30 protein-coding genes are annotated in these 26,074 nt (G+C 39.6%); 29 read left to right on the forward strand and 1 reads right to left on the reverse strand.

The features are described from left to right. The first annotated feature begins 38 nt into the window (after positions 1-38). The 26 genes from EHQ58_RS13980 (at position 39) to EHQ58_RS14105 (ending at position 22,143) form a co-directional block, all read left to right on the forward strand. Positions 39-1,661: a CTP synthase gene (locus EHQ58_RS13980; protein WP_135624519.1), complete on the forward strand. Its 1,623-nt coding sequence runs from the start codon at positions 39-41 to the stop codon at positions 1,659-1,661. 1 nt (position 1,662) lies between these two features. Further along, positions 1,663-2,511: a 3-deoxy-8-phosphooctulonate synthase gene (gene kdsA, locus EHQ58_RS13985; protein WP_135624520.1), complete on the forward strand. Its 849-nt coding sequence runs from the start codon at positions 1,663-1,665 to the stop codon at positions 2,509-2,511. A gap of 23 nt (positions 2,512-2,534) precedes the next feature. After that, on the forward strand, positions 2,535-3,068 hold the full coding sequence (gene lptC / locus EHQ58_RS13990; protein WP_135624521.1) for an LPS export ABC transporter periplasmic protein LptC: 534 nt from the start codon (positions 2,535-2,537) through the stop codon (positions 3,066-3,068). Next, positions 3,065-4,474, forward strand: a complete 1,410-nt coding sequence (locus EHQ58_RS13995) for an LptA/OstA family protein (RefSeq protein ID WP_135624522.1) — start codon at positions 3,065-3,067, stop codon at positions 4,472-4,474. The genes lptC and EHQ58_RS13995 overlap by 4 nt, the downstream gene beginning before the upstream one ends. Before the next feature lie 46 nt (positions 4,475-4,520). Then, positions 4,521-5,228, forward strand: coding sequence for an LPS export ABC transporter ATP-binding protein (gene lptB / locus EHQ58_RS14000; RefSeq protein ID WP_135624666.1), 708 nt, complete (start codon positions 4,521-4,523; stop codon positions 5,226-5,228). A 1-nt stretch (position 5,229) separates the two neighbouring features. Further along, a complete protein-coding gene (gene rpoN / locus EHQ58_RS14005; RefSeq protein ID WP_135624667.1) occupies positions 5,230-6,651 on the forward strand; it encodes an RNA polymerase factor sigma-54 in 1,422 nt (473 codons plus the stop codon). Positions 6,652-6,655: 4 nt separating this feature from the next. Continuing rightward, the gene (gene hprK / locus EHQ58_RS14010) at positions 6,656-7,621 is read left to right on the forward strand and encodes an HPr(Ser) kinase/phosphatase (protein WP_135624523.1); all 966 of its coding nucleotides are present in this window, start codon (positions 6,656-6,658) and stop codon (positions 7,619-7,621) included. Beyond that, on the forward strand, positions 7,593-7,871 hold the full coding sequence (locus EHQ58_RS14015; RefSeq protein ID WP_135624524.1) for an HPr family phosphocarrier protein: 279 nt from the start codon (positions 7,593-7,595) through the stop codon (positions 7,869-7,871). The genes hprK and EHQ58_RS14015 overlap by 29 nt, the downstream gene beginning before the upstream one ends. Then, the gene (locus EHQ58_RS14020; RefSeq protein ID WP_135624525.1) at positions 7,858-9,684 is read left to right on the forward strand and encodes an LIC_11548 family sensor histidine kinase; all 1,827 of its coding nucleotides are present in this window, start codon (positions 7,858-7,860) and stop codon (positions 9,682-9,684) included. The genes EHQ58_RS14015 and EHQ58_RS14020 overlap by 14 nt, the downstream gene beginning before the upstream one ends. After that, the gene (locus EHQ58_RS14025) at positions 9,685-11,043 is read left to right on the forward strand and encodes a sigma-54-dependent transcriptional regulator (protein WP_135624526.1); all 1,359 of its coding nucleotides are present in this window, start codon (positions 9,685-9,687) and stop codon (positions 11,041-11,043) included. It abuts the gene before it with no gap. Between the two features lie 2 nt (positions 11,044-11,045). After that, positions 11,046-11,870: a hypothetical protein gene (locus EHQ58_RS14030; protein ID WP_135624527.1), complete on the forward strand. Its 825-nt coding sequence runs from the start codon at positions 11,046-11,048 to the stop codon at positions 11,868-11,870. Between the two features lie 4 nt (positions 11,871-11,874). Further along, the gene (priA, locus tag EHQ58_RS14035; RefSeq protein WP_135624528.1) at positions 11,875-13,836 is read left to right on the forward strand and encodes a replication restart helicase PriA; all 1,962 of its coding nucleotides are present in this window, start codon (positions 11,875-11,877) and stop codon (positions 13,834-13,836) included. 41 nt (positions 13,837-13,877) lie between these two features. Continuing rightward, positions 13,878-14,828 carry a methionyl-tRNA formyltransferase gene (fmt, locus tag EHQ58_RS14040; RefSeq protein ID WP_135624529.1) on the forward strand — a complete coding sequence of 317 codons (951 nt, stop codon included), beginning with the start codon at positions 13,878-13,880 and terminating at the stop codon, positions 14,826-14,828. Then, entirely contained in the window at positions 14,825-15,844 is a 1,020-nt protein-coding gene (locus tag EHQ58_RS14045; protein ID WP_135624530.1) for a PASTA domain-containing protein, read from the forward strand. The genes fmt and EHQ58_RS14045 overlap by 4 nt, the downstream gene beginning before the upstream one ends. 4 nt (positions 15,845-15,848) lie before the next feature. Further along, complete coding sequence (gene rpe, locus EHQ58_RS14050) at positions 15,849-16,496, forward strand: ribulose-phosphate 3-epimerase (RefSeq protein WP_135624531.1); 648 nt, start codon at positions 15,849-15,851, stop codon at positions 16,494-16,496. 61 nt (positions 16,497-16,557) lie between these two features. Next, positions 16,558-16,818, forward strand: coding sequence for a 30S ribosomal protein S16 (gene rpsP / locus EHQ58_RS14055; protein WP_135624532.1), 261 nt, complete (start codon positions 16,558-16,560; stop codon positions 16,816-16,818). 12 nt (positions 16,819-16,830) lie between these two features. Continuing rightward, complete coding sequence (locus tag EHQ58_RS14060) at positions 16,831-17,061, forward strand: KH domain-containing protein (RefSeq protein ID WP_135624533.1); 231 nt, start codon at positions 16,831-16,833, stop codon at positions 17,059-17,061. Then, positions 17,051-17,593, forward strand: a complete 543-nt coding sequence (rimM, locus tag EHQ58_RS14065; RefSeq protein WP_246047364.1) for a ribosome maturation factor RimM — start codon at positions 17,051-17,053, stop codon at positions 17,591-17,593. The genes EHQ58_RS14060 and rimM overlap by 11 nt, the downstream gene beginning before the upstream one ends. Then, the gene (gene trmD / locus EHQ58_RS14070; RefSeq protein ID WP_135624669.1) at positions 17,583-18,236 is read left to right on the forward strand and encodes a tRNA (guanosine(37)-N1)-methyltransferase TrmD; all 654 of its coding nucleotides are present in this window, start codon (positions 17,583-17,585) and stop codon (positions 18,234-18,236) included. Before rimM ends, trmD begins: the two co-directional genes overlap by 11 nt. Positions 18,237-18,244: 8 nt before the next feature. Continuing rightward, entirely contained in the window at positions 18,245-18,679 is a 435-nt protein-coding gene (rplS, locus tag EHQ58_RS14075; protein WP_135624534.1) for a 50S ribosomal protein L19, read from the forward strand. 71 nt (positions 18,680-18,750) lie between these two features. Further along, a complete protein-coding gene (locus EHQ58_RS14080; protein WP_135624535.1) occupies positions 18,751-19,371 on the forward strand; it encodes a ribonuclease HII in 621 nt (206 codons plus the stop codon). Beyond that, a complete protein-coding gene (locus EHQ58_RS14085; protein WP_135624536.1) occupies positions 19,355-19,999 on the forward strand; it encodes a hypothetical protein in 645 nt (214 codons plus the stop codon). The genes EHQ58_RS14080 and EHQ58_RS14085 overlap by 17 nt, the downstream gene beginning before the upstream one ends. Further along, a complete protein-coding gene (locus EHQ58_RS14090) occupies positions 19,996-20,247 on the forward strand; it encodes an EscU/YscU/HrcU family type III secretion system export apparatus switch protein (RefSeq protein WP_135624537.1) in 252 nt (83 codons plus the stop codon). The genes EHQ58_RS14085 and EHQ58_RS14090 overlap by 4 nt, the downstream gene beginning before the upstream one ends. A 46-nt stretch (positions 20,248-20,293) precedes the next feature. Continuing rightward, the gene (locus tag EHQ58_RS14095; RefSeq protein WP_135624538.1) at positions 20,294-21,481 is read left to right on the forward strand and encodes an HD-GYP domain-containing protein; all 1,188 of its coding nucleotides are present in this window, start codon (positions 20,294-20,296) and stop codon (positions 21,479-21,481) included. 6 nt (positions 21,482-21,487) lie between these two features. Beyond that, positions 21,488-21,838 carry a YraN family protein gene (locus EHQ58_RS14100; protein ID WP_135624539.1) on the forward strand — a complete coding sequence of 117 codons (351 nt, stop codon included), beginning with the start codon at positions 21,488-21,490 and terminating at the stop codon, positions 21,836-21,838. Between the two features lie 104 nt (positions 21,839-21,942). Further along, the gene (locus EHQ58_RS14105) at positions 21,943-22,143 is read left to right on the forward strand and encodes a hypothetical protein (RefSeq protein WP_135624540.1); all 201 of its coding nucleotides are present in this window, start codon (positions 21,943-21,945) and stop codon (positions 22,141-22,143) included. 2 nt (positions 22,144-22,145) lie between these two features. Here the strand turns inward: EHQ58_RS14105 and EHQ58_RS14110 are convergent, their stop codons facing one another. Next, positions 22,146-23,618, reverse strand: coding sequence for an ATP-binding protein (locus EHQ58_RS14110; RefSeq protein ID WP_135624541.1), 1,473 nt, complete (start codon positions 23,616-23,618; stop codon positions 22,146-22,148). A 117-nt stretch (positions 23,619-23,735) separates the two neighbouring features. On the opposite strand from EHQ58_RS14110, the gene EHQ58_RS14115 reads away from it, so the two are divergent. The 3 genes from EHQ58_RS14115 (at position 23,736) to EHQ58_RS14125 (ending at position 26,073) form a co-directional block, all read left to right on the forward strand. Then, a complete protein-coding gene (locus EHQ58_RS14115) occupies positions 23,736-24,116 on the forward strand; it encodes a type II secretion system-associated lipoprotein (RefSeq protein WP_281277119.1) in 381 nt (126 codons plus the stop codon). A gap of 72 nt (positions 24,117-24,188) precedes the next feature. Then, positions 24,189-25,130, forward strand: coding sequence for a peptidoglycan DD-metalloendopeptidase family protein (locus EHQ58_RS14120; protein ID WP_135624542.1), 942 nt, complete (start codon positions 24,189-24,191; stop codon positions 25,128-25,130). Between the two features lie 31 nt (positions 25,131-25,161). Next, positions 25,162-26,073 (forward strand): general secretion pathway protein GspC, encoded by a 912-nt coding sequence (locus EHQ58_RS14125; protein ID WP_135624543.1) that lies wholly within the window; start codon positions 25,162-25,164, stop codon positions 26,071-26,073. Position 26,074: the final 1 nt, after the last annotated feature.

Here is a 26,074-nt window from a genome sequence, read left to right on the forward strand (position 1 = left end):
CAATCTGTAAAAAACAATTCTTTTCGTAGGGGTTTCTTTTGTCCAAGACCAAGTATATATTCATTACAGGTGGAGTTTCCTCCTCACTCGGCAAGGGTGTGACCGTTGCCGCTCTCGGTTGTTTGCTCGAGGCCCGAGGTTATACAGTATCTCTTCAAAAGATGGATCCCTATATCAACATTGATCCAGGGACAATGAGCCCATACCAACATGGGGAAGTCTATGTCACCGAAGATGGTGCCGAGACCGATCTTGATTTAGGATACTATGAGAGATTTACTCATAGCAAACTTTCACGAAAAAATTCTGTCTCAACAGGTCAAATCTATCATGCCGTTATTGAAAGAGAGAGGAAGGGAGATTATTTAGGAAGAACCGTTCAAGTTGTACCCCATATTACAAATGAGATACGAAATCGCATTTATACTCTTTCTCGAGATAATGAGACAGATTTTGTCATAGTTGAAATTGGAGGAACAGTTGGCGATATTGAATCTGTTCCTTTTTTAGAAGCGATACGGCAAATGAGATATGAACACGGTGCGAGCCAAGTGTTATTTTTGCACTTAACACTTGTTCCGACAATTACTGCGGCCGGTGAAGCAAAAACAAAGCCAACACAACATTCGGTTAAGGAGTTGCTCGCCTTAGGAATCCAACCAGATATCCTGATCTGTAGAATCAACAAACCAATGACGAAAGAGATGAAGAGCAAAATATCTCTTTTTTGTAACGTAAAAGATCAAAATGTGATTTCGGCAGTTGATATCACCACTTCCATCTATGAGATTCCGATGATGTATAGAGAAGAAAAGCTCGATGAAGTCGTGTTGAACGCTCTTGGTATGGATCTAAGAAAATTGAGTTTCTCGCATTGGGAAAATTTAGTAAAACGAATTTTAAATACAAAGAAGAGTGTGAGAATTGCTCTTATAGGTAAATACATTTCACTTCAAGATGCATACCGTTCTGTTTATGAATCCTTAGCCCATGGTGGGATTGCAAACGATGTGGAAGTACAAATCGTAAAATTAAATCCAGAAGATATTGATTCAAAAAATGTTAAGGAATTACTAAAGGGTGTGCATGGGATCTTAGTGCCCGGTGGTTTTGGAGAGCGAGGAATTGAAGGTAAGATTGCTTCCATTCACTTTGCCCGAGTAAAGAATATTCCTTTTTTTGGAATTTGTCTTGGAATGCAATGTGCTGTCATTGAGTTCGCCAGAAATGTATTAGGTTATAAGGATGCAAATTCTACAGAGTTTCAGCCTCAATCTGGGCATCCTGTGATTTCGATGATTGAAGAGCAAATGGAAATTGAAAGAATGGGTGGTACCATGAGACTAGGTGCTTATCCTTGTATGGTCAAAAAAGGATCTCTTGCGTTCTCAGAGTATAAGACTGAAAAAATTTCGGAAAGACATCGCCACAGATTTGAATTTACTCTTCGTTATAAAGAGGAATATGAGAAAAAAGGCATGAATTTAACGGGATTTTCGCCTGATGAGAGTTTGGTGGAAATTGTTGAAGTACCGAATCATCCATGGTTTGTTGGTGTTCAATTCCATCCTGAATTTCAATCAAGACCAACAGAGCCGCATCCGTTATTTGCGGGTTTTATTAAGGCAGCAAGTAAATACGCAAAAAAAGTAGAGGATTAAGATGAGCGATTTAATAGAAGAGCGAGATTTTTTTGGTAAAAAAATTGGAGGTCGGCATCCTTTTTTTCTCATCTCTGGTCCTTGTGTAATGGAAAACAGAGAACTACTTGATCGAGTTTGTGGGGAAATGAAGGGCATTTGTGAGGATCTTGGAATCACCTACATTTTTAAGTCCTCCTTTGACAAGGCCAATCGATCTTCAATTAATTCTTACCGCGGACCTGGTATTGAAGAGGGCCGTAAACATTTAGAATTTATTAAAAATAAGTATAATATTCCCGTATTAACAGATGTTCATGAAACGATTCAAATCGATCCCTTAAAAGACGTAGTAGATATGTTCCAGATACCTGCTTTCCTCTCAAGGCAAACGGATTTAATTGCGAAGGCTGCAGAGACCGGAAAATGGGTCAATGTGAAGAAGGGACAATTTATGGCTCCAGATGACACCCGTCATATCAAAACGAAAATCCAAGAATCTGGTTCAGAAAAGTATATGGTTACAGAAAGAGGTGCCAGTTTTGGTTATGGCAATCTCGTTTTTGATCTCCGAGCCATTCCGATGATTCATAAGTATGATATACCTTTAGTCTATGACGGAACGCACTCAGCTCAGCTACCTGGTGCGGCAGGAAATATTACAGGTGGTGTTCGTGAATTTATACCACATATGATGCGGGGTGCTGTTTCTGTCGGTGTTGAAGGATTGTTTATGGAGGTTCATCCTGATCCTGAGAAAGCACTCTCCGATGCGACAACTCAATATCCATTGGCAAAAGCTCATCGGCTGCTGAAGGATTTACTTGAAATTGATCGGTTTGTAAAAACAAAAGTTTTAGGCATAGATTGATTTTTGAATCATCGTAAAATTGTATGAGACTTGTTCTTATTTTGATTCTTGTTTTTTTGAATTGTAAGGATAAGAAGTACCTTCGTATCGATGATGAAAAAGAATCAGGGTCTATGATTTCCATGAGGGACTTTTCAAGGCTATCCTATACTAAAGATGGAGTTTTAGAATGGAAACTTTTGGGAAAAGAATCTTATATTTACCCTACAGACAATCGTACGGTTGTTTATGGTTTTGAATTCTATCAGTATGATGGTGGAAAATATAAATCCTATCTAACTGGTAAACGGGGAGAGATCAATCATAGCACTAAATCCGTCCTTTTAGAAGGAGAGGTGAACCTAAAAACAGAAGATGGGAAAATACTGAAATCGGAAAATCTAAATTATAATTTAGACGAAAAAACATTATCAACGGATTCGGAAGTCGTCATCTATTCTGATGGTACTACGATACGTGGAAAAGGCTTAAGAGCCGATAAAGGCCTAAATAAATATACAGTTCTAAGACCAACGGCTATCACTGTTGGTGGCACAAGCCCGTTGAAAGAAAAATGAATTATCTGGTCTATTTCATTCTACTAGGTTTTTTAACTCCCGTTCTTGGCATCTCCTTGGAACCAGAACTCCTTCGCGGTTCCAATGATTTGATGAAATCATTCAATCTCATTCCCTCGGACTTAAAGAAAGATAAAAAGAAGGTAGATAAAACACCGGTAATCTGGGGTGGCAATACTCTGACTCAAGAAGAACGCTTGGTAAACGGTTTTCAAATGAAAGCATTTATCCTTGGTGGTGGGGCCTACATCACACACAAAAAAATTCAACTTACTGCAAGAGAAATCGAAGTGATTGGGGATGATGCCTTGATCGGAAATTTAAAAGGTCAAGTGATCGTTGAGGATAAAGAAAACGGAGCCACATTGATCGCAAGCAAAGGTGTCTACGATAAGATGGCAGGAACCGTGACTCTGGATCATAAACCCATGCTTTTGCATAAAAAAGATGGAAAGACGGTAAAGATCCATTGTGAGAGCATTGTCAGATATCTGGAAGAGGCACGAACCGTTTTAACAGGTAAGGTGATAGTTACCTCTCTTGATTTTCGAGTATTTGGAGAAGACGCAGTTTATTTGGAAAAAGAGGATCGTATTGATCTAACGAACGAGCCATTTCTATTTAGTGAAAATCGATTTCTGCAAGGCAAAACACTATCCTATTTTGTCAAACAAGGAAGCATCAAACTCGAAGGCGATTCAACAATTTATCAAGTTGGTTATGAATCGGAAAAAAAGAAACTAGATGAATCTAAAAAAAAGAAACCAAAGGAAACAGAAGTGATTTCTGAAGATAAATCTTCTTCAGAAAAAAACACGAAAGTTAGAATCCTTACGATTTTTAGTGGTGATACTTTGACTCATAAAAATAAATCGGGGAATACCGAATCCTCGACTGCCATGAATGGAAATGCCTTTATGTATAGATCAGATTCAGAATTCAAAGCAAGCGAGATAGAAAGCAAACAAAATAACAAACTCGTGATTTCTCGCGGGAACGTAACCTTTCTCGATAAAGTGAATTTTTACAGGATGGAAGGTGGATTTCTCGAGTATAGTAAAGAGAAAGGGTATTCCTATTTAACCGAAAATCCTCAAATTTTTTTCTTAGATGAAAAAACTTTAGAAGAAAAAGGGAATTTAGCGGCTGTTTATATTGAAAGATTTGATGAAAAAAAAGAAGCAGTGGCACGCGGAAATGTGCAGATACAAACACAGAGCTCTAAGGCGAGTGGTGAGTTTGCTACTTTTTACGAAGAGGAAGATAAACTTATACTCGAAGGAAATCCTACGTTAACAAGAGACAATACGAAGGTTTCAGCTGGAAAAATTATTATATATCCGAACGAAGACAAAGCAATTCTCTCTGACGGACTTAAGGTGATAGGAAATGACCAAAAAAATTAAAAAAGAGAATCCTGTTACCGTTAGCTTACCGACCAAAACTTTCAAGATGGACAATCTTGTAAAAATCTATAACAAACGAAAGGTTGTTGATGGTGTCAGTTTTTATATCAAAAAAGGTGAAATTGTTGGGTTATTAGGTCCAAATGGTGCCGGTAAAACTACGTCTTTCTATATGAGTGTCGGATTTGTGACACCGGATGAAGGAACGGTTTTTATAGACGATGAGGACCTGACGAAGGCGCCTATGCATATTCGTGCGCAAAGGGGTGTCGGGTATTTGGCACAGGAAGCTTCTATTTTTCGGAAACTGACGGTTGCAGAAAATTTAGAAGCTATCTTAGAAACCATGAATCTGCCAGGCGACGAGATCATTAGAAGAAGAGATGAGCTACTCATGGAACTGCAAATTATGAGAGTAGCTAACCAGAAAGGATATACCTTATCAGGTGGTGAACGTCGAAGGTGTGAAATTGCACGTGCCCTTGTAACGAACCCAGACTTTATCTTGTTGGATGAACCTTTTGCGGGAGTAGATCCAATCGCGGTGAAAGATATTCAAAATGTGATTCAAGCTTTAAAGACAAGGGGCTTAGGAATTTTAATTACCGATCATAACGTTCGTGAGACACTTAAGATTACAGACAGAGCCTACATCATGTATAGTGGCCGCATTTTGATTTCAGGTACCGCAGATGATTTGATCAACGATCCCGAGACCAGAAGAATCTATCTTGGGGAAGATTTTAAACTTTGATATGAAGCTAGGAAATACTCTATCACAAAGACAAACGCAGAAGTTGGTAATGACGCATGATTTACGTCAATCCATTGAACTCCTGTCTCTGTCCACCTTAGAGCTATCTGATAAAATACAAAATGAACTATTGGAAAATCCGATGCTTGACGAGGTCGGATTAGACGAAAAACAAAAGATGCCTGAGTTATTTTCCTTCGAAGAAGTCAAACGAATAGAGAAACTCAATCATGAAAAAAGTACAGATGTTAATTGGCAAGAATCGTATTCATTAGAAGGGCCAAAGAGTTACAATCAGGAGGCGAGCGATCGAAATCAGAAATATATTGAGTCTACAACGCGAGGTATATCTTTAGAAGAACATCTTCTATCCCAGCTTCGTTTGATCCGAATTTCTGCAAAAGAATATGAAATTGGCGAAGTATTGGTTTCTATGATTGATGACCAAGGTTTTATCAAACAAGATTTAAATGAACTTTCAATTGAAATGAAGTGTGCGAAAGCAAAGATTTTAAAAGTATTAAAGATTATCCAAGAACTCGACCCCATAGGGATCGGGGCGAAAGATATTCAAGAAACACTCCTCGTTCAGGCGCATATCTTATATCCCGAGAATGTTGTCTTACACAAGTTGATTAGGGAGTTCTTAAGTGATTTGGAAAAAGTAGAATATAAAAAAATAGCCCGGAATTTGGGAGTGGCAGAAGAAGATGTCTCTCAACTCGCTAGACTTATAAAGAAATTAGAACCATATCCAGCTACATTACACCAAGGAAAAAAAGTTGATTATGTTGTTCCTGATGTTGTCGTAAAACAAATTGGAAGTGAATTCAATATATTCATAAATGATGAGTGGCTGCCAAAACTTTCGATTCAAGAAGAATATAAAGAGCTATTGCACACAAAGCTTCCCGCTTCCGAGAAGGAATATTTTCAAACAAAATTTAGTTCTGCTCAATGGCTGATTCGATCGATACAACAAAGAAGACAGACACTACAAAGAGTTGTTAGTTCTATTATTGACTTTCAGGTAGATTTTTTTAGAGGTGGAATTACTAATATCCGACCTTTAACCTTAAAAGAAATCGCCGAAAAATTAAATCTTCATGAATCAACGATATCGAGGATAACAACGAATAAATACATTCAAACCACTTGGGGCATTTTTGAATTAAAGTGGTTTTTTTCATCTGGCGTGAAGTCTACCGAAGGAGGCAAAGAGAGTTCTAAAAAAATCCATGAGATTATCAGAAATCTGGTAAAAGAAGAAGATGAATTAAATCCTCTCTCGGACCAAGATATAGTAGATTTAATGGAGAAAAAAGGAATTGAAATTGCTCGAAGGACCGTTGCAAAATATAGGAAAGTGCTCAGGATTTTACCTTCTAACCAAAGAAAAAGAATCAGTTCACTAAAAGGGTAAACGAATGCCTGTTCCTGGAATTACGGTTGAGACCATCCTAAAAGACCACGAAGACCTAAAACTTGTTCTGGTTACAGGAGAAGAAGGCCTCACCAATCGTATCAACAATGCAGAAATTAATAGACCAGGTCTTTCCTTAACTGGATTTTTCGATTTTTTTGCGAATGATAGAATTCAAATATTTGGTAAAGGGGAATGGGCGTATCTAAATTCCTTGAAGATGGATGAGTTAACAGAGATTACTGATAAATTTTTTCAATTTCATCTAAACTGCATTATATATACTCATGGCAACCATCCCCAAAATCAGTTTGTAGAAATGGCCGCAAAAAAAGGAATCCCACTTTTTGTGACTCCTATCTCAACTCACAGATTTATTACTTTAATTTCACAAATTCTTGATCGAGCCCTTGCTCCGCGTACAATGAGGCATGGTGTTTTGATTGAGGTTTTTGGTATTGGAACTTTGCTTACGGGTAGATCGGGAGTCGGGAAGAGTGAAACTGCTTTGGAATTGATTGAACGTGGACATCGGTTAGTTGCAGATGACATGGTCGAGATCCGAAGGTTGAGTGAAAGTTATCTTATCGGTTCCTGTTCCGATTTGCTTAGGCATCATATGGAAATTCGAGGTTTGGGCATTTTGAATATTAAGGATCTTTTCGGAGTCGGTTCGGTTCGAGATCACAAGCTGATTGAATTGATTATTAACCTTAGAGAATGGGAAGAAGAAGGGGATTATGAACGCACAGGCATTGAGCAAGGCACGGAAGAGATATTAGGTGTTTCTGTACCTTTGATAGAAATACCCGTCAAACCAGGAAGAAATATTCCAATCATTGTGGAGACGGCGGCTATGAACCAAAGATTGAGAAAAATGGGCAAAAACAGTGCCAAAGAATTTTCGAATAAATTAACAAGTTATATTCAACAGAGTAAAATTGAAAAAAATACAATTAAAGATCAATGAAGATAGCACTGGACTTCATGCCCGGCCTGCATCTATGTTCGTAAAGGTGGCAGCTACTTTTCCATGTGATATCTTTGTAATAAAAGATGATATAGAAGTGAATGGTAAATCCATTATGGGCTTAATGATGTTAGCATTAGGTGCAGGAGTTGAATTTTTTGTGAAAGCCGATGGAAAAAAGGAAGACGAGGCACTCGAAACACTGGAGAGACTAGTTAAAAATAATTTCGATATCGATGTTAAAAAATAAATTTCATCTTCCTCGCGTTTCAGAAGAAACACGTTATTACTTGAGAGATGTATTTATTTTCTTAATGACGATTTCAGTTTCCGTAACCCTTGCAGAGTTGTTTATATTTCCTTCCGAAGAAGAAATTCCATTTCCTACTAAGTTTGAAACTTATCTTTTACTACTCATTCCATTTTTCATCATCTCTCTTATTTTAAGTTATGTTTATAGAAATAAAAGAAATCTAGAAACGGGAAAAATTAGAAGCTCCATCCGTTACCGACTCACTCTTGCTTTTCTTTTCGTAGCCTTATTGCCTTCGATTCCGATTTTTCTTTTGTCTTCGAATCTTACGGGAAAACTGATAGAAGGATTTTATCGCGTCGACATATCAAATGCATTAAAATCATCTCTTAGTCTGATTCAAGAATCTGAAAAACCTATCAAACAATCTTTACTTACAAAATCAGAAAGATTTATCGGTTCCTTAAAAATCAACCAGTATGACAACTATTCTATCTTTAAGAAGGCTGTGGAAGTGGGCTTACTGGAAAAGGATCTCTATTACCTTGCCTTCGTAGAAAATAACAAGGTAAAGTATGAATCGAAAGGATTATTCAAATATCTTGAAAACGTTGAGTTTCAGCCCATTGAAGAATCGATTTTTAAGGGAGCAGAATTTAGTCTATATCAGACTGATTCTGCTTACTATGTTTTAAAATATCCTTTGGATGATGTGATCACCATAATGATTGGCGCTCGTACTCATTTGGGTTTCGAGAAAGATGTTTTTAACATTGAGAGTGCCACTTCCACTTATGATACAGTAAGACTATGGAAGGAAAAGATTCCTTATAGCATTCGATTAACCATTGGTATTTTTTCTTTTTCCATGTTTCTTGTGGCGATCTTATTTTCTTTTATTTTTGCCCGCAAAATCTCGCGACCAATCATCAATCTTGCTAACGCGACCAAAAAAGTGTCCCTTGGTGAATCCGATGTTAAAATTGAAATGTCGGAAGATGGAGAGATGGGAATTTTGATTGAATCATTTAATCAGATGGTTTCTGACCTAAAGTCAAAATCAGAAGAACTCATGCATACCCAGAGGATCGCCGCATGGAAAGAAGTTGCGCAAAGAATGGCACACGAAATCAAAAATCCACTGACTCCCATTCAGCTCTCTGCTGAACGAATCCAAAGAAAATTTCAAAATCCGAAGACAGAAAACTTGGAAATTGTGATCAAGGACGCAACGGAAACTATCATTGGTCAGGTCAGGGTTCTGGAACACCTAGTGAAGGAATTTAGCGAATTTGCTAGAATGCCTGTAGCCGTACTGATCAATCAAAAGCTTAATCCGATTTTGGAAGAGGCAACCTTGCTTTTCAAGGAATCTACAGATATTGAATTTGAACTTAAGCTAACAGATCAGTTACCAGAGGTATTTGTCGATAAGCGGCTGTTTCTCGGCGTTATCAATAATCTATTAAAAAATGCTGTTGAAGCCATTCTCTCAGAAGAGAGCAATTCTGATGACGTAGATATTTGGAAAATGAGAAAAAAGAAGATTCGGATTTCGAGTAAATTACAGAGAAAGGCTCTAAGAAGATTTATCATTATCGATATCGAAGATACCGGGCCTGGATTGAAGCCAGAATTTAGAGAGAAAATATTTGAACCTTATTTTTCTACAAAGGAAAATCATGGTTCTGGGATTGGTCTTGCTGTGGTTCAAAAAACAATAATTGACCATCATGGGCATATTTCCGTGGAACCATCAAGGTTGGGTGGATGTAAATTTAAGATCGAACTTCCTTTGGGACAATCCTAGATGAAAAAACTGATATATATATTAGATGATGAGAAAGAGATTCGAAAATCTTTACGTGCTATTCTCGAAGATGAAAATTATGAGGTAGAAGATTTTAGCAACGGAAAATCCCTACTCAAAGCTTTGAGCAAGGATAGACCTGCCTTAATTCTACTGGATGTTTGGGTGGGAAAAGAGGACGGATTGGTAATCCTTGATGAATGTAAAAAAATCTATCCTACATTACCGTTAGTCATGATTAGTGGACATGCAACCATTGAATTGGCGGTGAACGCGACTAAAAAAGGTGCCATAGATTTTTTAGAAAAACCCCTTTCTATTTCTAAAGTAATTGAGACTATCGAATCGGCATTACAAAAAAGCATCGATAACTCTGAAGAAATACCTCCTTTTAAATTAGAATATGATGATATTCTTGGGGTATCACAAGGAATCAAAAAAGTAAAATTCTCTATATACCAAGCAGCACAAACGAATGCCCGAGTGTTTATTTATGGTGAGAATGGAACGGGAAAAGAGTTAGTAGCAAAGGCCATCTTCCAAAATTCAAAACGCAGAGAGTTCCCATATGTAGAAATTAACTGTGCTGCCATACCAGAAGATTTGATTGAATCGGAATTGTTTGGATATGAAAAAGGAGCCTTTACTGGTGCAGCTGAACGTAAAATAGGTAAATTTGAACAAGCTCACGCAGGAACACTATTCTTGGATGAAATTTGTGATATGTCTTTGTCTACGCAGGCAAAGGTATTGAGGGTATTGCAAGAACAAAGGTTCGAACGTATTGGCGGAAATGAATCGATTACTGTGGATGTTCGTGTCATTGCGGCGACCAATATCAGCGTCGAGGATGCGATTAAAGAAGGCAAGTTTAGGGAAGATTTGTATTACCGATTGAATGTCATTCCTATAGAATTACCTCCATTACGTGAGAGAAAGCAAGACATTCCTATTCTTGTAGAACATTACTTAAAAAAATCTATACTCGATAATGAACTTACTACGAAGACAATTGAAAGGGATGCCTTAGATCTTTTAACAAGTCACTTCTGGCCTGGAAATATTAGAGAATTACGAAATATTTTGGAAAGGCTTTCGATTCTTGTTCATGGAGACGTGATCCGCGGAAAGGATGTTAAAGATACACTTCAGGGTTTCAAGAAAGCGAATGAAATGGCAGAAAGGGGGGACCTCAAGCATGCAAAGGATGAATTTGAAAGACAGTATATCATAAAAACCTTACAAAACTTCGATGGCAATGTAAGTCGAGCTTCCAAAGCTCTTGGGATCGAACGTACCCATCTCTATCGCAAACTAAAATCATTAAATATCCAAGTGGATCAAGTGAACGAAGGTTAGTTATGGACAAGAAAAAAATATTCGAGTCTCTCGTGGACATTTTCGATGATGCGCAATATTTTATTAAGAAAAATTCTCTTCCGATTTTTCACTTAAGATCTGAAGCGGATCCGCATGATATTGCATTTAGCTGGAAAGCACTGACAAAAAAAACTAAGGAACAAAAACAGAAAGAAACACAGGAAAAACAAAGGACAAATAGGGAACTTGCAAACTTTCCATGTAGTTTATGTTCAAATAAGACCACAGGAATAAAAAATTATTTTTACCCAGGTCGATTTCCTATCCTTGTTTTACACTATTCAGGAGCAAGTTCTAGTAAGGAAAAGCCTTTTGTAAAAAAAAATCCGAAACAAGTATTTAAGGAAGAACTGACCGGGAAGGTATGGAATGATTTAATTAAGAGTGTATATCATTTTTCTTCAGAAGAGTTATTCTACCAGGAATATCCAGCGTGTAACTTCAGTGCTGTTTCCGTAAAAGATGAAGATTGGAAAGTTCGGACCGAAAATTGTAAATCATTCGTTGAAGATAACGTGAGGGAGTTTGATTTGAAAGGAATCATATTATTAGGTTCTTCAGCAAAGCACGTGTTTGGAGCTGAGTTAGCGAAACAAATGGTTGGAAAACTTACAACTTGGCAATTCAGTGGAAAAGAAATACCTGTTATGACATTAAGATCTCCAGAGGCCCTCGTATTTTTAGATGAAAAAAGTAAACAAAAATCGGAAGAGAAAAGCTTATTTCATTATGCGGAGGAAAAAAATGCTTTGGAACTAGCTTATAAGGAGCAACTGTCTATTCTTTTAAATGAAGTGAAACGCTAAAACTATGATCTTGTATGCAGAGGTTGCTTTGAATGTCAGTTGGACGCAAAATTCATTAACTTACCAATATCCTGAAAAAATTGCAGAAATTTCCCCAGGCATTAGAGTCTTAGTCGAATTAAATGGGAAAGAAATTGAGGGTGTCGTTCTAAGCAGTCATCATAATGAACCGAACTATGAAACGCGAAGGATTATCAAAATCATTGATCGCGACCCAGTCATAACCAGCGAACAAATTGAACTCGGACTTTGGATGTCTGAGATGTATCTCTCCTCATTAGGGGAAGCATTGTTTAAAATGGTTCCTAAAGGTAAAAGAAAAAAAAGTTCCCATATGATTCCTTATCAGATAAATAAAGAGCTTTTATTTGCGTTAAATGAGGAGCAGGAGTTTGTAAAGAAAAACATTCTAACTTCAACCGTCGACGAAAAGGTACATCTACTCTTTGGAATTACGGGCAGTGGAAAAACGGAAGTCTATCTGCATTTGATGAAGGAGATACTTGAAACGACTACTGGTCAGGTTCTGTTATTGGTACCAGAAATCAGCTTAACCTATCCGACAGTAAAACGAATCGAAGCCATTTTCCCAAATCAGATTGCGATCCTACATTCTTATTTACGTACTAAAGAAAAGTTTCAGAACTATTCAGATGTTTTATTAAATAAAAAACGAATCGTAATCGGTACACGCTCCGCTGTATTTGCTCCCTTTTCCGATCTAAAGTTAGTCATCATAGATGAAGAGCATGATACTTCTTATAAAGAGAATGCAAACCCTAGGTATCATGCGAGGCAAATTGCCCACCAAAGAATTTCACAAACAAATGGCAAACTCGTTCTCGGTAGTGCCACTCCATCCATTGAAATTTACCACCAAGCAATGCTCGGGAAAATTGGGTTTCATCGCCTCACTAAACGTGCCAATCTAGATGCGACACTTGCAAAAATAGAAGTAAATCAAACGGTTGATGATAAAAAATTAGTTTCAGGTGATCTGCAATTCCGAATCCAGGATCGTTTAAAAAAACAGGAACAAACACTCATTCTATTGAATCGACGCGGCTACAGTCCCTTTATCTTTTCAAAGAATACAAAAGAGTATATCCTCTGCCCGAAATGCTCCTCAACATTATGTTATCATAAGGATGGAAATGCTCGATGTCATCTTTGCGGATTTAAAGAATCGATGCAACAAATCAGTCACAGGGAAAATGGTGAGATTGAGCTTGTAGGTTCGGGGACACAGAAATTAGAAGAAAATTTACTATCTCTTTTCCCGAAGGCACGTGTAGAACGTCTCGACCAGGATTCGACTCGAAATAAGGAAATCATTGAAGAGGTGTTAGAAAGGCTCGAAACGGGTCAGTTGGATATTTTGACTGGCACCCAAATGGTGGCGAAAGGTTTGGACTATCCGAATGTTACCCTTGTCGGAATCATTAATGCCAATCATGGACTTGGAGTGCCCGATTTTCGAAGTTCAGAACGTACTTTTTCTCTGATCTCTCAAGTTGCAGGCAGGGCTGGGCGCGGAAAAATCCCTGGTGAAGTTTATATCCAATCAAGTGATCCTACGCATCCAGTGATTCAACTGGCACTCAAACAAGATTTTCATGAATTTTATAAATGGGAAATTGAGTTCCGGAGATCACTTCGTTATCCGCCTTTTTCTCGATTGGCAAGACTTGTATTTCGCTCTCACGATGATGATCTTTGTGCCAAGGTAAGCATTGAATACAGGGAAAATTTATCTGCCCTCATAACAGATGAGATGTCCATCCAAATACTTGGGCCTTCTCCCTGTCCCTTTCAAAAAATAGATAATAATTATCGTTATCACATACTTCTCAAGGCTTCCAAAATCAGTACGCTTCGAGATATCTTAAAAACAATTAAGGAGAAAGTAAAAGTCAATTCACGTTGTTATGTGGAATATGATCTAGATCCAACGGAAATGGTTTGAAACAATCTTGCCAGATTCATGGGAAAAAAAATTCTAATACTATGTCCATCTCCATCGGATACTTTGGTTCTCCACATTTCTCCGCGAAAGTTCTGGAAGATATGCTTACTGCTGGGATCAAAGTTGATTTTGTAGTTACCAATATTGACAAACCGGTCGGCAGAAAAAAAGAACTTACAGGAACGCCTGTAAAACAGATCGCTCAAAAATATAATATTCCAGTTTTGCAATCGGAACGCCTCCGCCTGGATGCTGAGATACAAAATAAGATACTTTCCTTTCCATCGGATCTGCATGTCGTCTTTGCGTATGGTTCCATAATCCCTGAAAATGTTTTCACCGCTCCAAAATACGGAAGCATCAACCTCCACGGTAGCTTGCTGCCTAAGTTTCGTGGAGCCTCACCTGTACAATCCTTTCTTTTGAGTGGGGAAACAGAGACGGGCTTCACAATCCAATACTTGGCTCGCGAGGTTGATTCAGGAGACATCATATATTCAGAAAAATGGGAAAGCTCAATCCAAGATACGACCGAATCATTGTTAGCTGAAATAACGGAGAAAGGTAGCAAAAAAATCATTTCCCTTATCAAATCCATACCAGAAGTTTCTTTTTCGCGTATCCCCCAAAAGCACGAAGAGGCCACTCACTGCAGAAAGATCACATCCGAGAACCGTCCAATTGATTGGGTGGCAAGTGCATTTTCCATCCACAATCAAATCAGAGCGTTATTTCCAGACCCACTTGCTTATACAACCTTTCGTGAAAAGAGAATCATTCTCCTGAGAAGCTCTCTTGCGGAAGGAACCACGGGGAAGTCAGATAAGAAAGCTGGTAGCTTTTTCCTAGGGGAGAAAAAAAGGCTTTTCTGTGTTTGCGGAGACGGAAACCTGCTAGGTATAGAGCAGGTTCAGCCAGAGGGTAAAAAGCCAATGTCTGGATTTGATTTTTTTAATGGAGCTCGGGCCCAGCCTGAGGAAACTTTTTTGTGAAAGAAAAATTTCTAAAAATATTACCTTACAGCGGTTATGTTCTTTTCTTGAGTCTAGGATTGTTATTATTTTTTGTTGCAGCCTTTCTTGTCGTTGTTGTTCGAACAAAAGATGAGCAAAAACTCACCATGCCATCAGTAATTGGCAAGAACTACATTGAAGTTCATAATGAGCTCCAACGACTCCAGTTAAAGGTTCGTTTAGAAACCCTTCGCATCCCGGAAAAAACAGATGGTATCGTCCTTGCCCAGTCCATAGATCCTGGTAAGGAAGTTGAGGCAGGTTCCAAAATCTATTTAACTGTGAATATTGGTTTTGATCGAGTGACTATACCTGATTTAAAAGGGCAGGATTTGAAGCGAGCAAAAGCCATTTTGGAAAAAGTCCTTTCAGGAGAAGTTTACGTTCCATTAACGCTTGGCGGCGTCACATATGTTCCGTCAGTTGGCGATGAACCACCAGACACAGTCATCGATCAAATTCCTCTTCCTGGAAAAGAAACTCATTCGGGTGAAAAAATTTATCTTCTCGTTACGGAAGGAACATCTGAAAAAAAATCGAGTCTTCTCGAGGGAGATAAGAACATAGAAACGTATCTCACCGGCATTCCGACACCATTTGCTATCGATCATCTGCAGAGAAAAAAAATTCCTTACTCGATCACTGAAATCAAAAAAGCTGAGATCCGAGAAAATTCAGGATTAACAGAGTCTGTCAAAATGACGGGAACGGGTGCACAAATAGTTTCCTATTTGCATAAGGCAGAAGAAAAGCTTAATTATATTTATGAGTCGGTGACCTATACCATTGACGATGATGATAGTTATACGGCTATCCTATCTTATATAGATAAGGCTTCTGGCAATGAACTTAAGAAAGAAATCCTATCGTCTCAGTTGTTCAAAGAGGATGCGAAAATCAATTTGCTGTTTTTCCGCGGCGAGGATGTAACTCTCACTCTTGTCGGGACAAATACTGGGGAAGCAAAGTCTTGGAAATTTAAAGGGAAATATTAAGATCATGAAAATTTCAGCCTCCATTCTCGCAGCCAAATTAACCAATCTGACAAATGAGCTCCCAACCTACAAACAAGAGAGTATCGATTTCATTCATATGGATGTGATGGATGGAAATTTTGTTCCCCAAATTTCTTTTGGCGAAGCATTTACAAAGGAAGTGAAAGAGCTCACCAAGATTCCTTTGGATGTTCATCTCATGGTCTCAAAACCGGAAGATCATGTAAGCAAATACTTTCAGTTTCAGCCGTATTGCATTACCTTTCATATAGAGACGACTCACTTCGCAGTGAGGCTGGCAGAGGAAATTAGAAAGTCGGGGAGCAAAGTTGGTGTTTCTCTCAACCCACAAACTCCACCGGAAGCGATTTCGACCCTCCTACCGTATCTAGATTTGGTTTTGCTCATGACTGTTGATCCTGGATTTTACGGCCAAAGTTTCATTAAATCGGGATTTGAGAAGATTGAAAAGATTCGGAAAATGACAAAGGATTATGGTATCGAGCTTGAGGTGGATGGGGGAGTGAATGAATCAAATATCAAAGACCTGGCAGGCCTCGGTGTGGATTTATGTGTAGTGGGTTCGGGACTTTACAAGACCGGCGATCCGAATGCACAAGGTAAAAAATTAAAGGAACTCGCAAAAAGCTAGGAACTCGCTCTTGACAGAGAGGGTTAGTTTCTAAAAGTTGTTGCAGAAGAGGTATTTTTTCTTGGTTAAGTTAAGATTACAAAGAACTGGAACGAAAGCAGACCCGCACTATAGAATCGTTGCCGCAGACATCCGTGCACCACGTGATGGTCGTTTTATCGAGGCAGTAGGTCATTTTCACCCAAGTGCACACGTTGCCAGCCAAAAATCCATTTTCAATGAAGAGAAGACACTTTCTTGGTTAAAAAAAGGTGCGCAACCTACCGATACTGTGCTCGCCCTTCTTAAGAAAGATGGCATCTGGGCAAAACACAAAGGTTAATCCTTTCTCCACATGGAATCACTCGTTAAATACATTGTTCACTCCCTAGTGGATCAGCCTGACCAGGTTTCTGTGACACAGATACCTGGCGAAGAGGAATCAGTGATTGAGCTCAGAGTAGCTCAAAAAGATTTGGGAAAGGTCATCGGCAAAAATGGCAGGATTGCCAAGTCATTGCGAACCGTTCTCCAAGCAGCTGGCACCAAACAAGGCAAAAACTTCACTCTAGAAATTGTCGACTGAAAAACCATTGATCAAGGTGGGGTCCTTCGGCTCCACTCACGGCATCAAAGGAAACATCAAAATTCATACGACGGGAGATGCTCTTGCGAGCGTTTCTTTGCCACTCACGTGCGAAATTAAATTGCAAGATGGGAGTCTAAAAACAATTTCCATCCAGTCCATTACCCCGAATGGAAACACACTCCTTGCGAAAATTGCCGGCTTTGACACGCCAGAAAGTTTAGCTCCACTTCGTAACGCTGTCATCCTCCTTCCCAAAGACCTCCTTCCCGAAATACCAGAGGACGAAGTCTATGTGATTGATCTCATTGGACTGTATGCGGTTACAAAATTAGGGGGAGAGTCGCTTGGTTATCAAATCGCTCAGGTCATGGACAATCCTGCCCATCCTATCCTCTGTTTCCACCCGATAGAGGAGAACAGGGAGCCAAAGGAAATTTTAGTTCCTTTCTTACATCTTTATGTTGGCGATTGGGACAAAGGAAAAAAACAAATTGAAGTTAGATCATGGGAGCTTTGGTTTGAGGTTTAATTTCATCACATTATTTCCAGACAAGATCGAGTCTTATTTTTCGACGGGTATTCCTGGCAAAGCGAGAACCAACCAAGTCATAGAAGTCAACACCATCCAGCTCAGAGACTTTGCCGGAAACAAACACAATAAGGTGGATGACACCATCTATGGAGGTGGTCCAGGCATGCTCATCCAAGTTGGGCCTGTTTACCGCGCACTCGAGTCACTTGGCGATAAGAAGGGGCTTGTCATACTTCTCAGTCCCTCGGGTGAACTTTTTGACCAGCAGCTTGCCATGGAACTTGCCTGCGCGAGTGATTCGATTACCTTTATCTCTGGGTATTACGAGGGAGTGGACCACCGCGTCACAGAGCATTTAATTGACAGGGAAGTGGCCATTGGAAATTATGTAATTTCATCGGGTGATTTGGCCTCTCTTGTAGTTGCTGATTCGATTTCTAGACTTGTGCCGGGATTTCTTGGCAAAGAAGCAAGCCTAGCGGAAGAATCGCATAATGCGGAAGAAGAATTAGAATACCCGCAGTACACCAAACCTTTTGAATTTATGGGTTGGACTGTTCCGGAGATCTTAGTGAACGGTAATCACGAAGAAATTCGAAAATGGCGGCAGAAGAACCGCAAAACTAGAAATCATCCTTAGAGGAAGCCATGAATCAAATCTTAGAACAGGCACTTGCCAGCGAGCCAAAAAACGAGTTAAATTTTGAAATTGGTGATACTGTTAAGGTTCACTATAAAATTGTAGAATCTGGAAAAGAACGGATTCAGGTTTATGAAGGGATTGTCATTTCAATCGCAAATAAATCACACAGCAAGACTTTTACGGTAAGACGTATTTCCTACGATATCGGAGTGGAGAGAATTTTTCCATTACACAGCCCGAGAATTGCCAAAATTGAACTTGTTCGTAAAGGTAGCGTTAGACGAGCTAAACTTTTCTATCTTCGTGAGAAAAAAGGTAAGTCTGGACGGATCAAAGAAAGAAAGGGCGGTCAGGCGATTGTTGCTAAGGACAAAAAACGTCAGGATGAGGCGGCAAAAAAAGCGGCTTCGGCTCCAGCGGCAGAGGCCACACCGGCATAACGTATTCCTTCGAAAAAACTCCGAAAAGGCCTTACTTTCCGGAGTTTCTTTTACCTCCCCATTTAAAATCGATTTCAGTTGATGAAGCCGGGCGGGGATGCCTCGCGGGTCCCGTTGCGATCGGCGTTGTTCATTTCTCCGAAACCACTCTCCGAAGGATGGCAAATTCTGAAATTCTGATCGGAATTCGTGATTCGAAAATTTTAACTTTAGCTAAGCGAGAATTCTTTGCTGAGGAAGTGAAAAAACACGCTCTCTATTGGAAGGTCGTTTTCGTTTCACAGCGCTTTATCGACAAGTTCAACATCAATCAAGCAATCTTCTACGGAATCAATAGAGCCATTCCCGACAGCAATATCATAGAAAAACCTTTCCTCTTCATCGACGGAAATTACAAAGTAAAGTTCTCCAAACAAGTGGTAGGCTATTTTTCGCTTCCTAAAGGGGATGATCTAGTCCCGAGCATCTCCGCAGCATCCGTATTAGCTAAGACTTATAGAGACAGATACATGGAAAAAATGGATGCTAAGTATCCAGGCTATGGATTTTCAAAACACAAAGGTTATGGCACGGAGATGCACCGTAAACAGATCGAGAGTCTTGGAATTTCTCCCATCCACAGGTTGAGTTTTCTTAAATTTCTCCGAAAGGAAAAGGAAGAGACTCTATTTAGCGATGGTGAACCTATTTGAACCTTTCCTAATCTCCCTTCTAAGGAAACACCAAGTTTCTTTGGCAACTGCCAAAACGGAAGAGAGGCATGCTGATCAGGTGAGGATTCCCGATACTAAACTTTTCTCGAAAATAACCTCAGCCTCAAAGCAAGAAGGAACCGCGGATCTTCCGATCGGGAACGTAGGTGTAAAGGCATCCTTTTTCTCCCCATGGAAGACGGAACGTTGGCTTGAAATTCTAAAAGATACGAAATCTACGACCTCTGAGGACACCAAGCCTCACTGGAACTTCCTTTTTCCCGAAATTCCTTGGTCGAGTGAGCGAATCTACTGGCGTGATGAGAAGTCTAAATCTCAATTTTTCGGAACCCTCGGTAAAAATCAGGATACTTTCTGTCTCTGCTTGCTTTTTGATTCGCTACGCACCGGAAAGGTCTGGATTTATATAGAGCATTCGGTACGACCGGAGAGTTCATGCGCGATCATTTTCCAGACAGAAAAAGACTTTATGAAAAGAAAAATCGAACAAGACAAGTCTCTCCTCCAGAAGGAATTGAAAAACCTAGGTAATATCCGAATTTCTGTGGAAACGAATAACGATAATTTGGTGAAAATGACACAAATACAACGGGGGATACTGGTATGAAACAAAAAGCCGTCGCATTGAGTTACTCAGCGCTATCTGGTCAGAAAGCCCCGAAGGTAATTGCATCGGGACAAGGTCTTTTAGCAGAACAAATTTGTCTTGTGGCCCAAAGGCACGAGATTGAATTCATTGCTGATCCTCTTCTCGTCGACTCGCTTGTTAATGTTCCCGTCGGAGCAGAAATTCCGAGAGAACTCTATGATTCCGTAGCTGTCATCTTTCGTTACTTACTTTCGGCAGGGAAATAGAAAAACAATTGATTGCTGGTGTCTATGTAGTAGTATTTACATGCCGATGCGAAAAATTCCAGTTTATGATCTCCTACCGGGGACAAAGTTTACAAAATCAGTGTATCTAGATAAAGATACCGTACTTGTTGGTTCGAAACAGCCGATCACCCAACAAGACTTAGACCGACTCAAGCAGTTTGGTATTTCTTTCGTCTTAACTGACGGAGAAGTAATCACAGGCATTGAAGATGAAAAATCTGGTGGCGGTGCTGGCCCTGGCTTCTTTGATACAAATCTACCTTTGTTTCAAGATGACGAGTATTCTGCTCGCTGTAAATACATCTTAGAAAAAGCCAATAACAGCAAAGTAGAGTTCAGTGCTGTTTTTAAAGATGCCTTTGAATTGGTTCAAAAAACGTATCGATCCGCATCGGAAGGTCGTTATACAGAAATTCGCGAATTTCGTGAAGTGGCGGAACGAATTGCAGACCATGTAAAGGCAAATCCCCAACTACCCATCATCCTTCTATCGCATTCTCATTCAGGCTACTATCTTTATACTCACATTTGTTATTCGACATTCATGGCAGTTTTAATCGGAAGTTTTCTCGAGTTTTCAAGGCCAAAACTGATCGATTTAGCACTCGCATCCCTATTTGCCGATATCGGCATGGTAACAGTCCCAGAGGAAGTTTCTGAGAAAAAAGGTGCACTCACTGAATTAGATTTAAAAACCATCAAGAGACATCCCGTAACTGGATATCAAATTTTAACTCAGAAGCTGAAATTAAAAAATTCACTGGCTATCGTTTCTTTACAGCATCATGAAGCGTTAGATGGAAGTGGTTATCCTCAAAAAATTCTCGCCAACCAAATCGAAGAGATTACAAAAGTTTTTATGATCGCAGACCAATTCATTGCTATGATCATGCCCCGTCCCTATAGGCAGGCAATTTTACCATATGATGCCATGAAAATTATGATCAGTGAGAATGTTAGCAGATATGATTTGAAAATGGTCAGACTTTTTTTGAATAAGTTATCTATGTTTCCAATAGGCTCTGGTGTTGCACTGAGTGACCAACGAGTTGGAATCGTGATTGATTCCAATAGAGATAAGCCTCTCAGGCCGATTATTCGAATCACAAAGGATGCAGAAGGTAGAAGGATGAAGCTACTTGAGTTTGTCGATTTGATGCGTGATTTAAATATTTATATTCAAAAAGCGGTGCCATTCAGTCAGATTTATTGAAAAAACATGCCTCGGAAAAACATCGAATTAGGTAAGTTAGGTGAGTCATTAGCAGTCGATTATCTACAAAACCAAGGACATACGATCTTATTTCAGAACTATAGAAACCAGTTTGGAGAAATTGACATAATCAGTCTTTGCGATGATGTCTTATTTTGTATCGAAGTAAAATACAGAACACATACGATTCACTTTCACCCTCTAGAAGTCTTCAATGAGACAAAACAAAGGAGACTCAGGAAGCTTTATTATTATTTGATAAAGGAACATCCTCCTCTTTCACACCTAACAGTATCCTTTTCTCTGGCACATTTAAACGAAAAAAGGGAAGTATACTTTTATTCGCATCTCTTTTAAAATACTTCATCAAGGGATTTTTCTATGTGTCCGATGTCTTGTGTATCCCAAGAAGATGGGAACGCTCTCAAGGATGAGAGTGTATCGTTACAAGGAAGTAACTCATGAGACAAATCAGTGTTCTAGGAAATCTAGCCGAAACCGAAGAATTTGGCCCCGATCCAGTTCTTCTCCGAAAACGGGGAATGTCGGCTACCATTCAGAAGAAATTCACCAATTATAAAAAGAAGGTTGATGATCCTGCTTATATGGATTATGCAATTAATAAGATTGCTATGGAAATCTCGCATTTTATTTCCAAATAAGTTCAATTGAGATCTTCAAAAAAAAGCGAATTTTGTACGAATTCGTATGCTTCCAGTAAGTGTTGTTCTTTGACCGTAGAGGAAAGATTGAAATCCGCTATCGTCCTTGCTAGTTGCATGGTATTTTGTTTTTGCCTGTAAGAAAACCTCAATAGAGATTTTTCAAATCCCCCGTTCATTCTTTCTGCGGGTGAGGAGAAAACCTCCCGTTTCCTTTCCTCTACTAATCGCGCCATGCGAAAATCCATGGCTTCATTCAATTTCCTTCGGTAATCTTCCCTTACAACCTCAACAGTCCTAGATTCATTTTGGTTGAAGAGATGGATGTGAATGGAGATTCTATCTAAAAAAGGTCCACTGATTTTACGTAAATAATCTCTAATTTGTTTTTTGGAGCAGTGGCAGGTTTTTATACCTAAATAATTGCCGCAAGGGCAGGGGTTGAGTGCGGCGATCACTGTGCAATCCGCTGGTAAGGTTTCTCTCGTCAATACTCGAGCATGTTCAATCTTTCCTGCCTCCATCGGCTCGCGTAACGATTCGATGGCTTTTTCGCGAAACAAAGTCAATTCATCTAAAAAGAGGATCCCTCCATGGGCTAGCGAAACTTCACCAAGAGTCAGCGAACTTCCACCTCCAACAAGCGCTTGTTCCGTGGTGGTATGATGAGGCTGCCGAAAAGGCCTCGGCTTAACTTTACCATTCAAGCAGTAGCGGGCGCTCAGAGGAATTCCCTCATCTAAATTTAAGTCTGATGGCTGCCAGCTCGGTTGCATCTGAGAAACAAGTTGTGCCAGTTTGGTTTTTCCCGTACCAGGATTTCCTACCATAAGTGCATGATGTCTCCCTAAAAGGCTGTAACAGAGACCAGAAAAGGCGAGCATCTGGGATGGGTTCAAAATCTCTTTATCCCAAGTCGATTCTGGCTCTGTCTCTTCGAGAGGAGGAAAGGTGATGATTTCTGGCAACCAATCGATCTCTTTGATCTCCTCGAGCGAGGATAGATAGATATAGTTTGCCTCAGGCAGGTGTCTCTCCCGCAATTCACTGGGAATGAGAAAAATCGTCTCTCTCGTTTTGGGAGAAGCCCAGAGAAGCTCGAGTAGCTCCTCGGATGCGTGGATGCGACCGGAGAGACTCACTGACCCAAGGGCAAGGATTCGCTGGGGAAAGGGGTTTTGCCACTGTCCAGAGGCTTCTAAGATACCTAGTGTGATCGCCAAATCGAAAAAGGAAACTTTCTTAGGTTTATGATTCGGATAGAGATTCACAATGATGGTAGCAAAGGGAAAGATAAAGCCTGCGGATTCTATTGCCAGCCGAAGTCTATCTCTGGATTCCTTCGTATTCTGGGAAGCAAGGCCCAAAATTTGAAAGTTAGGGAGGCCTTTTCGGATTCCAATTTCCACGCGTATCAGTAAGATTTCTCTTCCAATTCGCGATACACTTAGGGTTTCTGATAAATTGGGAAACATAAGTTAGCTCCGATTTCTAAGAGGAAAAACTGCATCTTTTGGGACCAAAAAAAAAATAAGCTTTCCTTTTTTTTGAACTTATGTTCTCTTTTCATAGAATTCGTTTAGGTTGGTAGGTTGTTTCGCTTTTTCAGCATCGTTATAATTCTTGTTATGTGCAATTGCTCTCAAAGGCTCATTGAGAAAGGAAAATTGCGTGAATTCAATGAATATTATGATGAAAAAGTCTATGTTTTGAAGGATGATTTAAAGATTTCCGCACAGGAAATGATGAAGAAGGGAACTCTGGTTCGCATTTACATCGAATCTACTCCTTCCTTGCTGAAGTTAAAAGTATACCCCGCTTCTGAATCGCGAGAAAGTTCGACGGGAAAACTTGCATCCTACATTATAAACGATGATGTGAAAAAAAAGAAATATGAGCTCGAAGACATTGAAGTTTGGGTCGCGACCAAATTACAAGTTTCCGAACAAAAAAATAAAAAAACAAAGAAATAAGTTAGGTTTGGGATGTCTCGATTGTTTCGTTTTTCTGGAGTAGCGACTTTCTTGCTACGAAATTCAAGATATATGATTTCACGCTCCGATAATGGAAACGTGGGAAAGAAATGTTTCGTCATAGTCTCCGTATTCATTGGGCTCAGCTTTGATATTAGCGCCAATCCCTTCCTACGATTCAATGAAGAGATAGACAAGACGCTTGCGCCAAATCCGAGCTCTGTATTCAAGATTTTTGGAAACCAAGAATCCGAGATGCAAAAATTATTTTCCCAAGGGATCAATACACAAGTGGAAGAGGAAGATTCCCAAGTTGCTGCACTCGATCTTCCAAAATACTTAGATGTTTCCCCAGTTGTAAGCAATACCGTCGTTCATGAATCTGGAGTTGTTTTAAAGAAGTATCTTGTTCAAAAAAAAGACACTCTGACAAAGATCGCAAAGTCCTTCCTTGTCGATATGGCAAAAATTAAAAAACAAAATGCATTGACTTCAAGTTCCTTAAAATTAGGGCAAGTTCTCGAAATTCCCGTCCAAATTAAAAATGCATCTTCTTCTCGCGTGATACGAAAAAAATTATTTGTCCTACCAGTGCCACAAAGTCGAGTGACTTCTCGGTTTGGGCGCAGGGTTGATCCGTTCAATAAATACAATCGGGTTTACCATACCGGTCTTGACCTCGCTGCGAAAGTAGGAACACCAGTAGTATCTGCTGCAGATGGCGAAGTGATTTTCACAGGACGAAACGGTGGCTATGGGAATTCTGTCACCATCCAACACAAAAATGGATATAAAACAGTTTACGCCCATTGTTCACAGATTTTAGTAGAAGTAGGGGAAACGGTTAAGATGGGAAGAGTGATTGCTGCCGTAGGTCGTACGGGAACGGCGACAGGAGCTCATTTACATTTTGAAGTTTTTCTAAATGGAAAACTAATGAACCCAGAATCAGCCTTGAACATCACTGAAAAATTTATAACCAAACTTCCAAAATCGGAAATCGCAGGGATTTAGTTAGGGGATGTTCCTTTGAGGAACAAATCTTATGAATTCTATTTTAAATCGCATTCAGAGCAATAAGTTTGTCACCCTGACACCTGCTGTCATATTATTTTCATTTTCTTTAGCATATTTATCTCGACTCTTATTACTTTTGTTTTTTAGCACGGAATCTGGAACCACCATGTCCACTCAGCCAAAACCAAAACTAGCCAAACAAGAAGTCGTACTTGCGGTATCCACATATGAAGAAATTGTAACTGGAAATCTCATTCGCGGGATTTTTTATGATCCCTCGAAAGCAGATTCAAAGTCCCTGGATGGAAGCAATCTCGATCCAGAAATCGCATCCGACAACGGGGATGCGGACCAAATGCTCATCACAGGAACACTCTCTGGCCATTGGTCCTTTGCCAGGGTCACCATCCGGGAAAAGTCTGCCACTGACTCTGAGGAATTTGCAATCGGTGAGATGGTTGGTGGGTATAAAGTGCAGGATATTGAGCCTCATTATGTCGTCCTCAAAAAAGGAGGACTCAGCTTAAGAGTGTATATAGGAGAGACACCGGCGCAAGCGAAAGAGCGCTTGCGGCCGAAGGGTGAAGAAAGTCTTCCTGCGCTCACTTCCAGCCAGACGGTTCAAAAAGTCCTTTCCAGGGAGGATCTGAATCGGAAACTTAAAGATCCGAATACAATTTATAAAAACGCTCGTTTCGGTCCTCATTTAGTGGATGGAAAAATAGAGGGCTATAAATTGTATCAGGTAGCAAAAGACCATGTATTTTATGCGCTTGGGGCAAGAAGTGGGGATCTGATCAGAAGAGTCAATGGAATGCCTCTGAATGAGACCGAAAAAATGTTAGAAATATGGGCGTCTGTGAAGCAAGCACCAAAAATTACAGTAGATTTAGAAAGACAGGGCAAGATTATCACATATGAATTTATCATCCGGAACTAAA

This window comes from Leptospira ognonensis, assembly GCF_004770745.1.
GTDB lineage: Bacteria > Spirochaetota > Leptospiria > Leptospirales > Leptospiraceae > Leptospira_A > Leptospira_A ognonensis.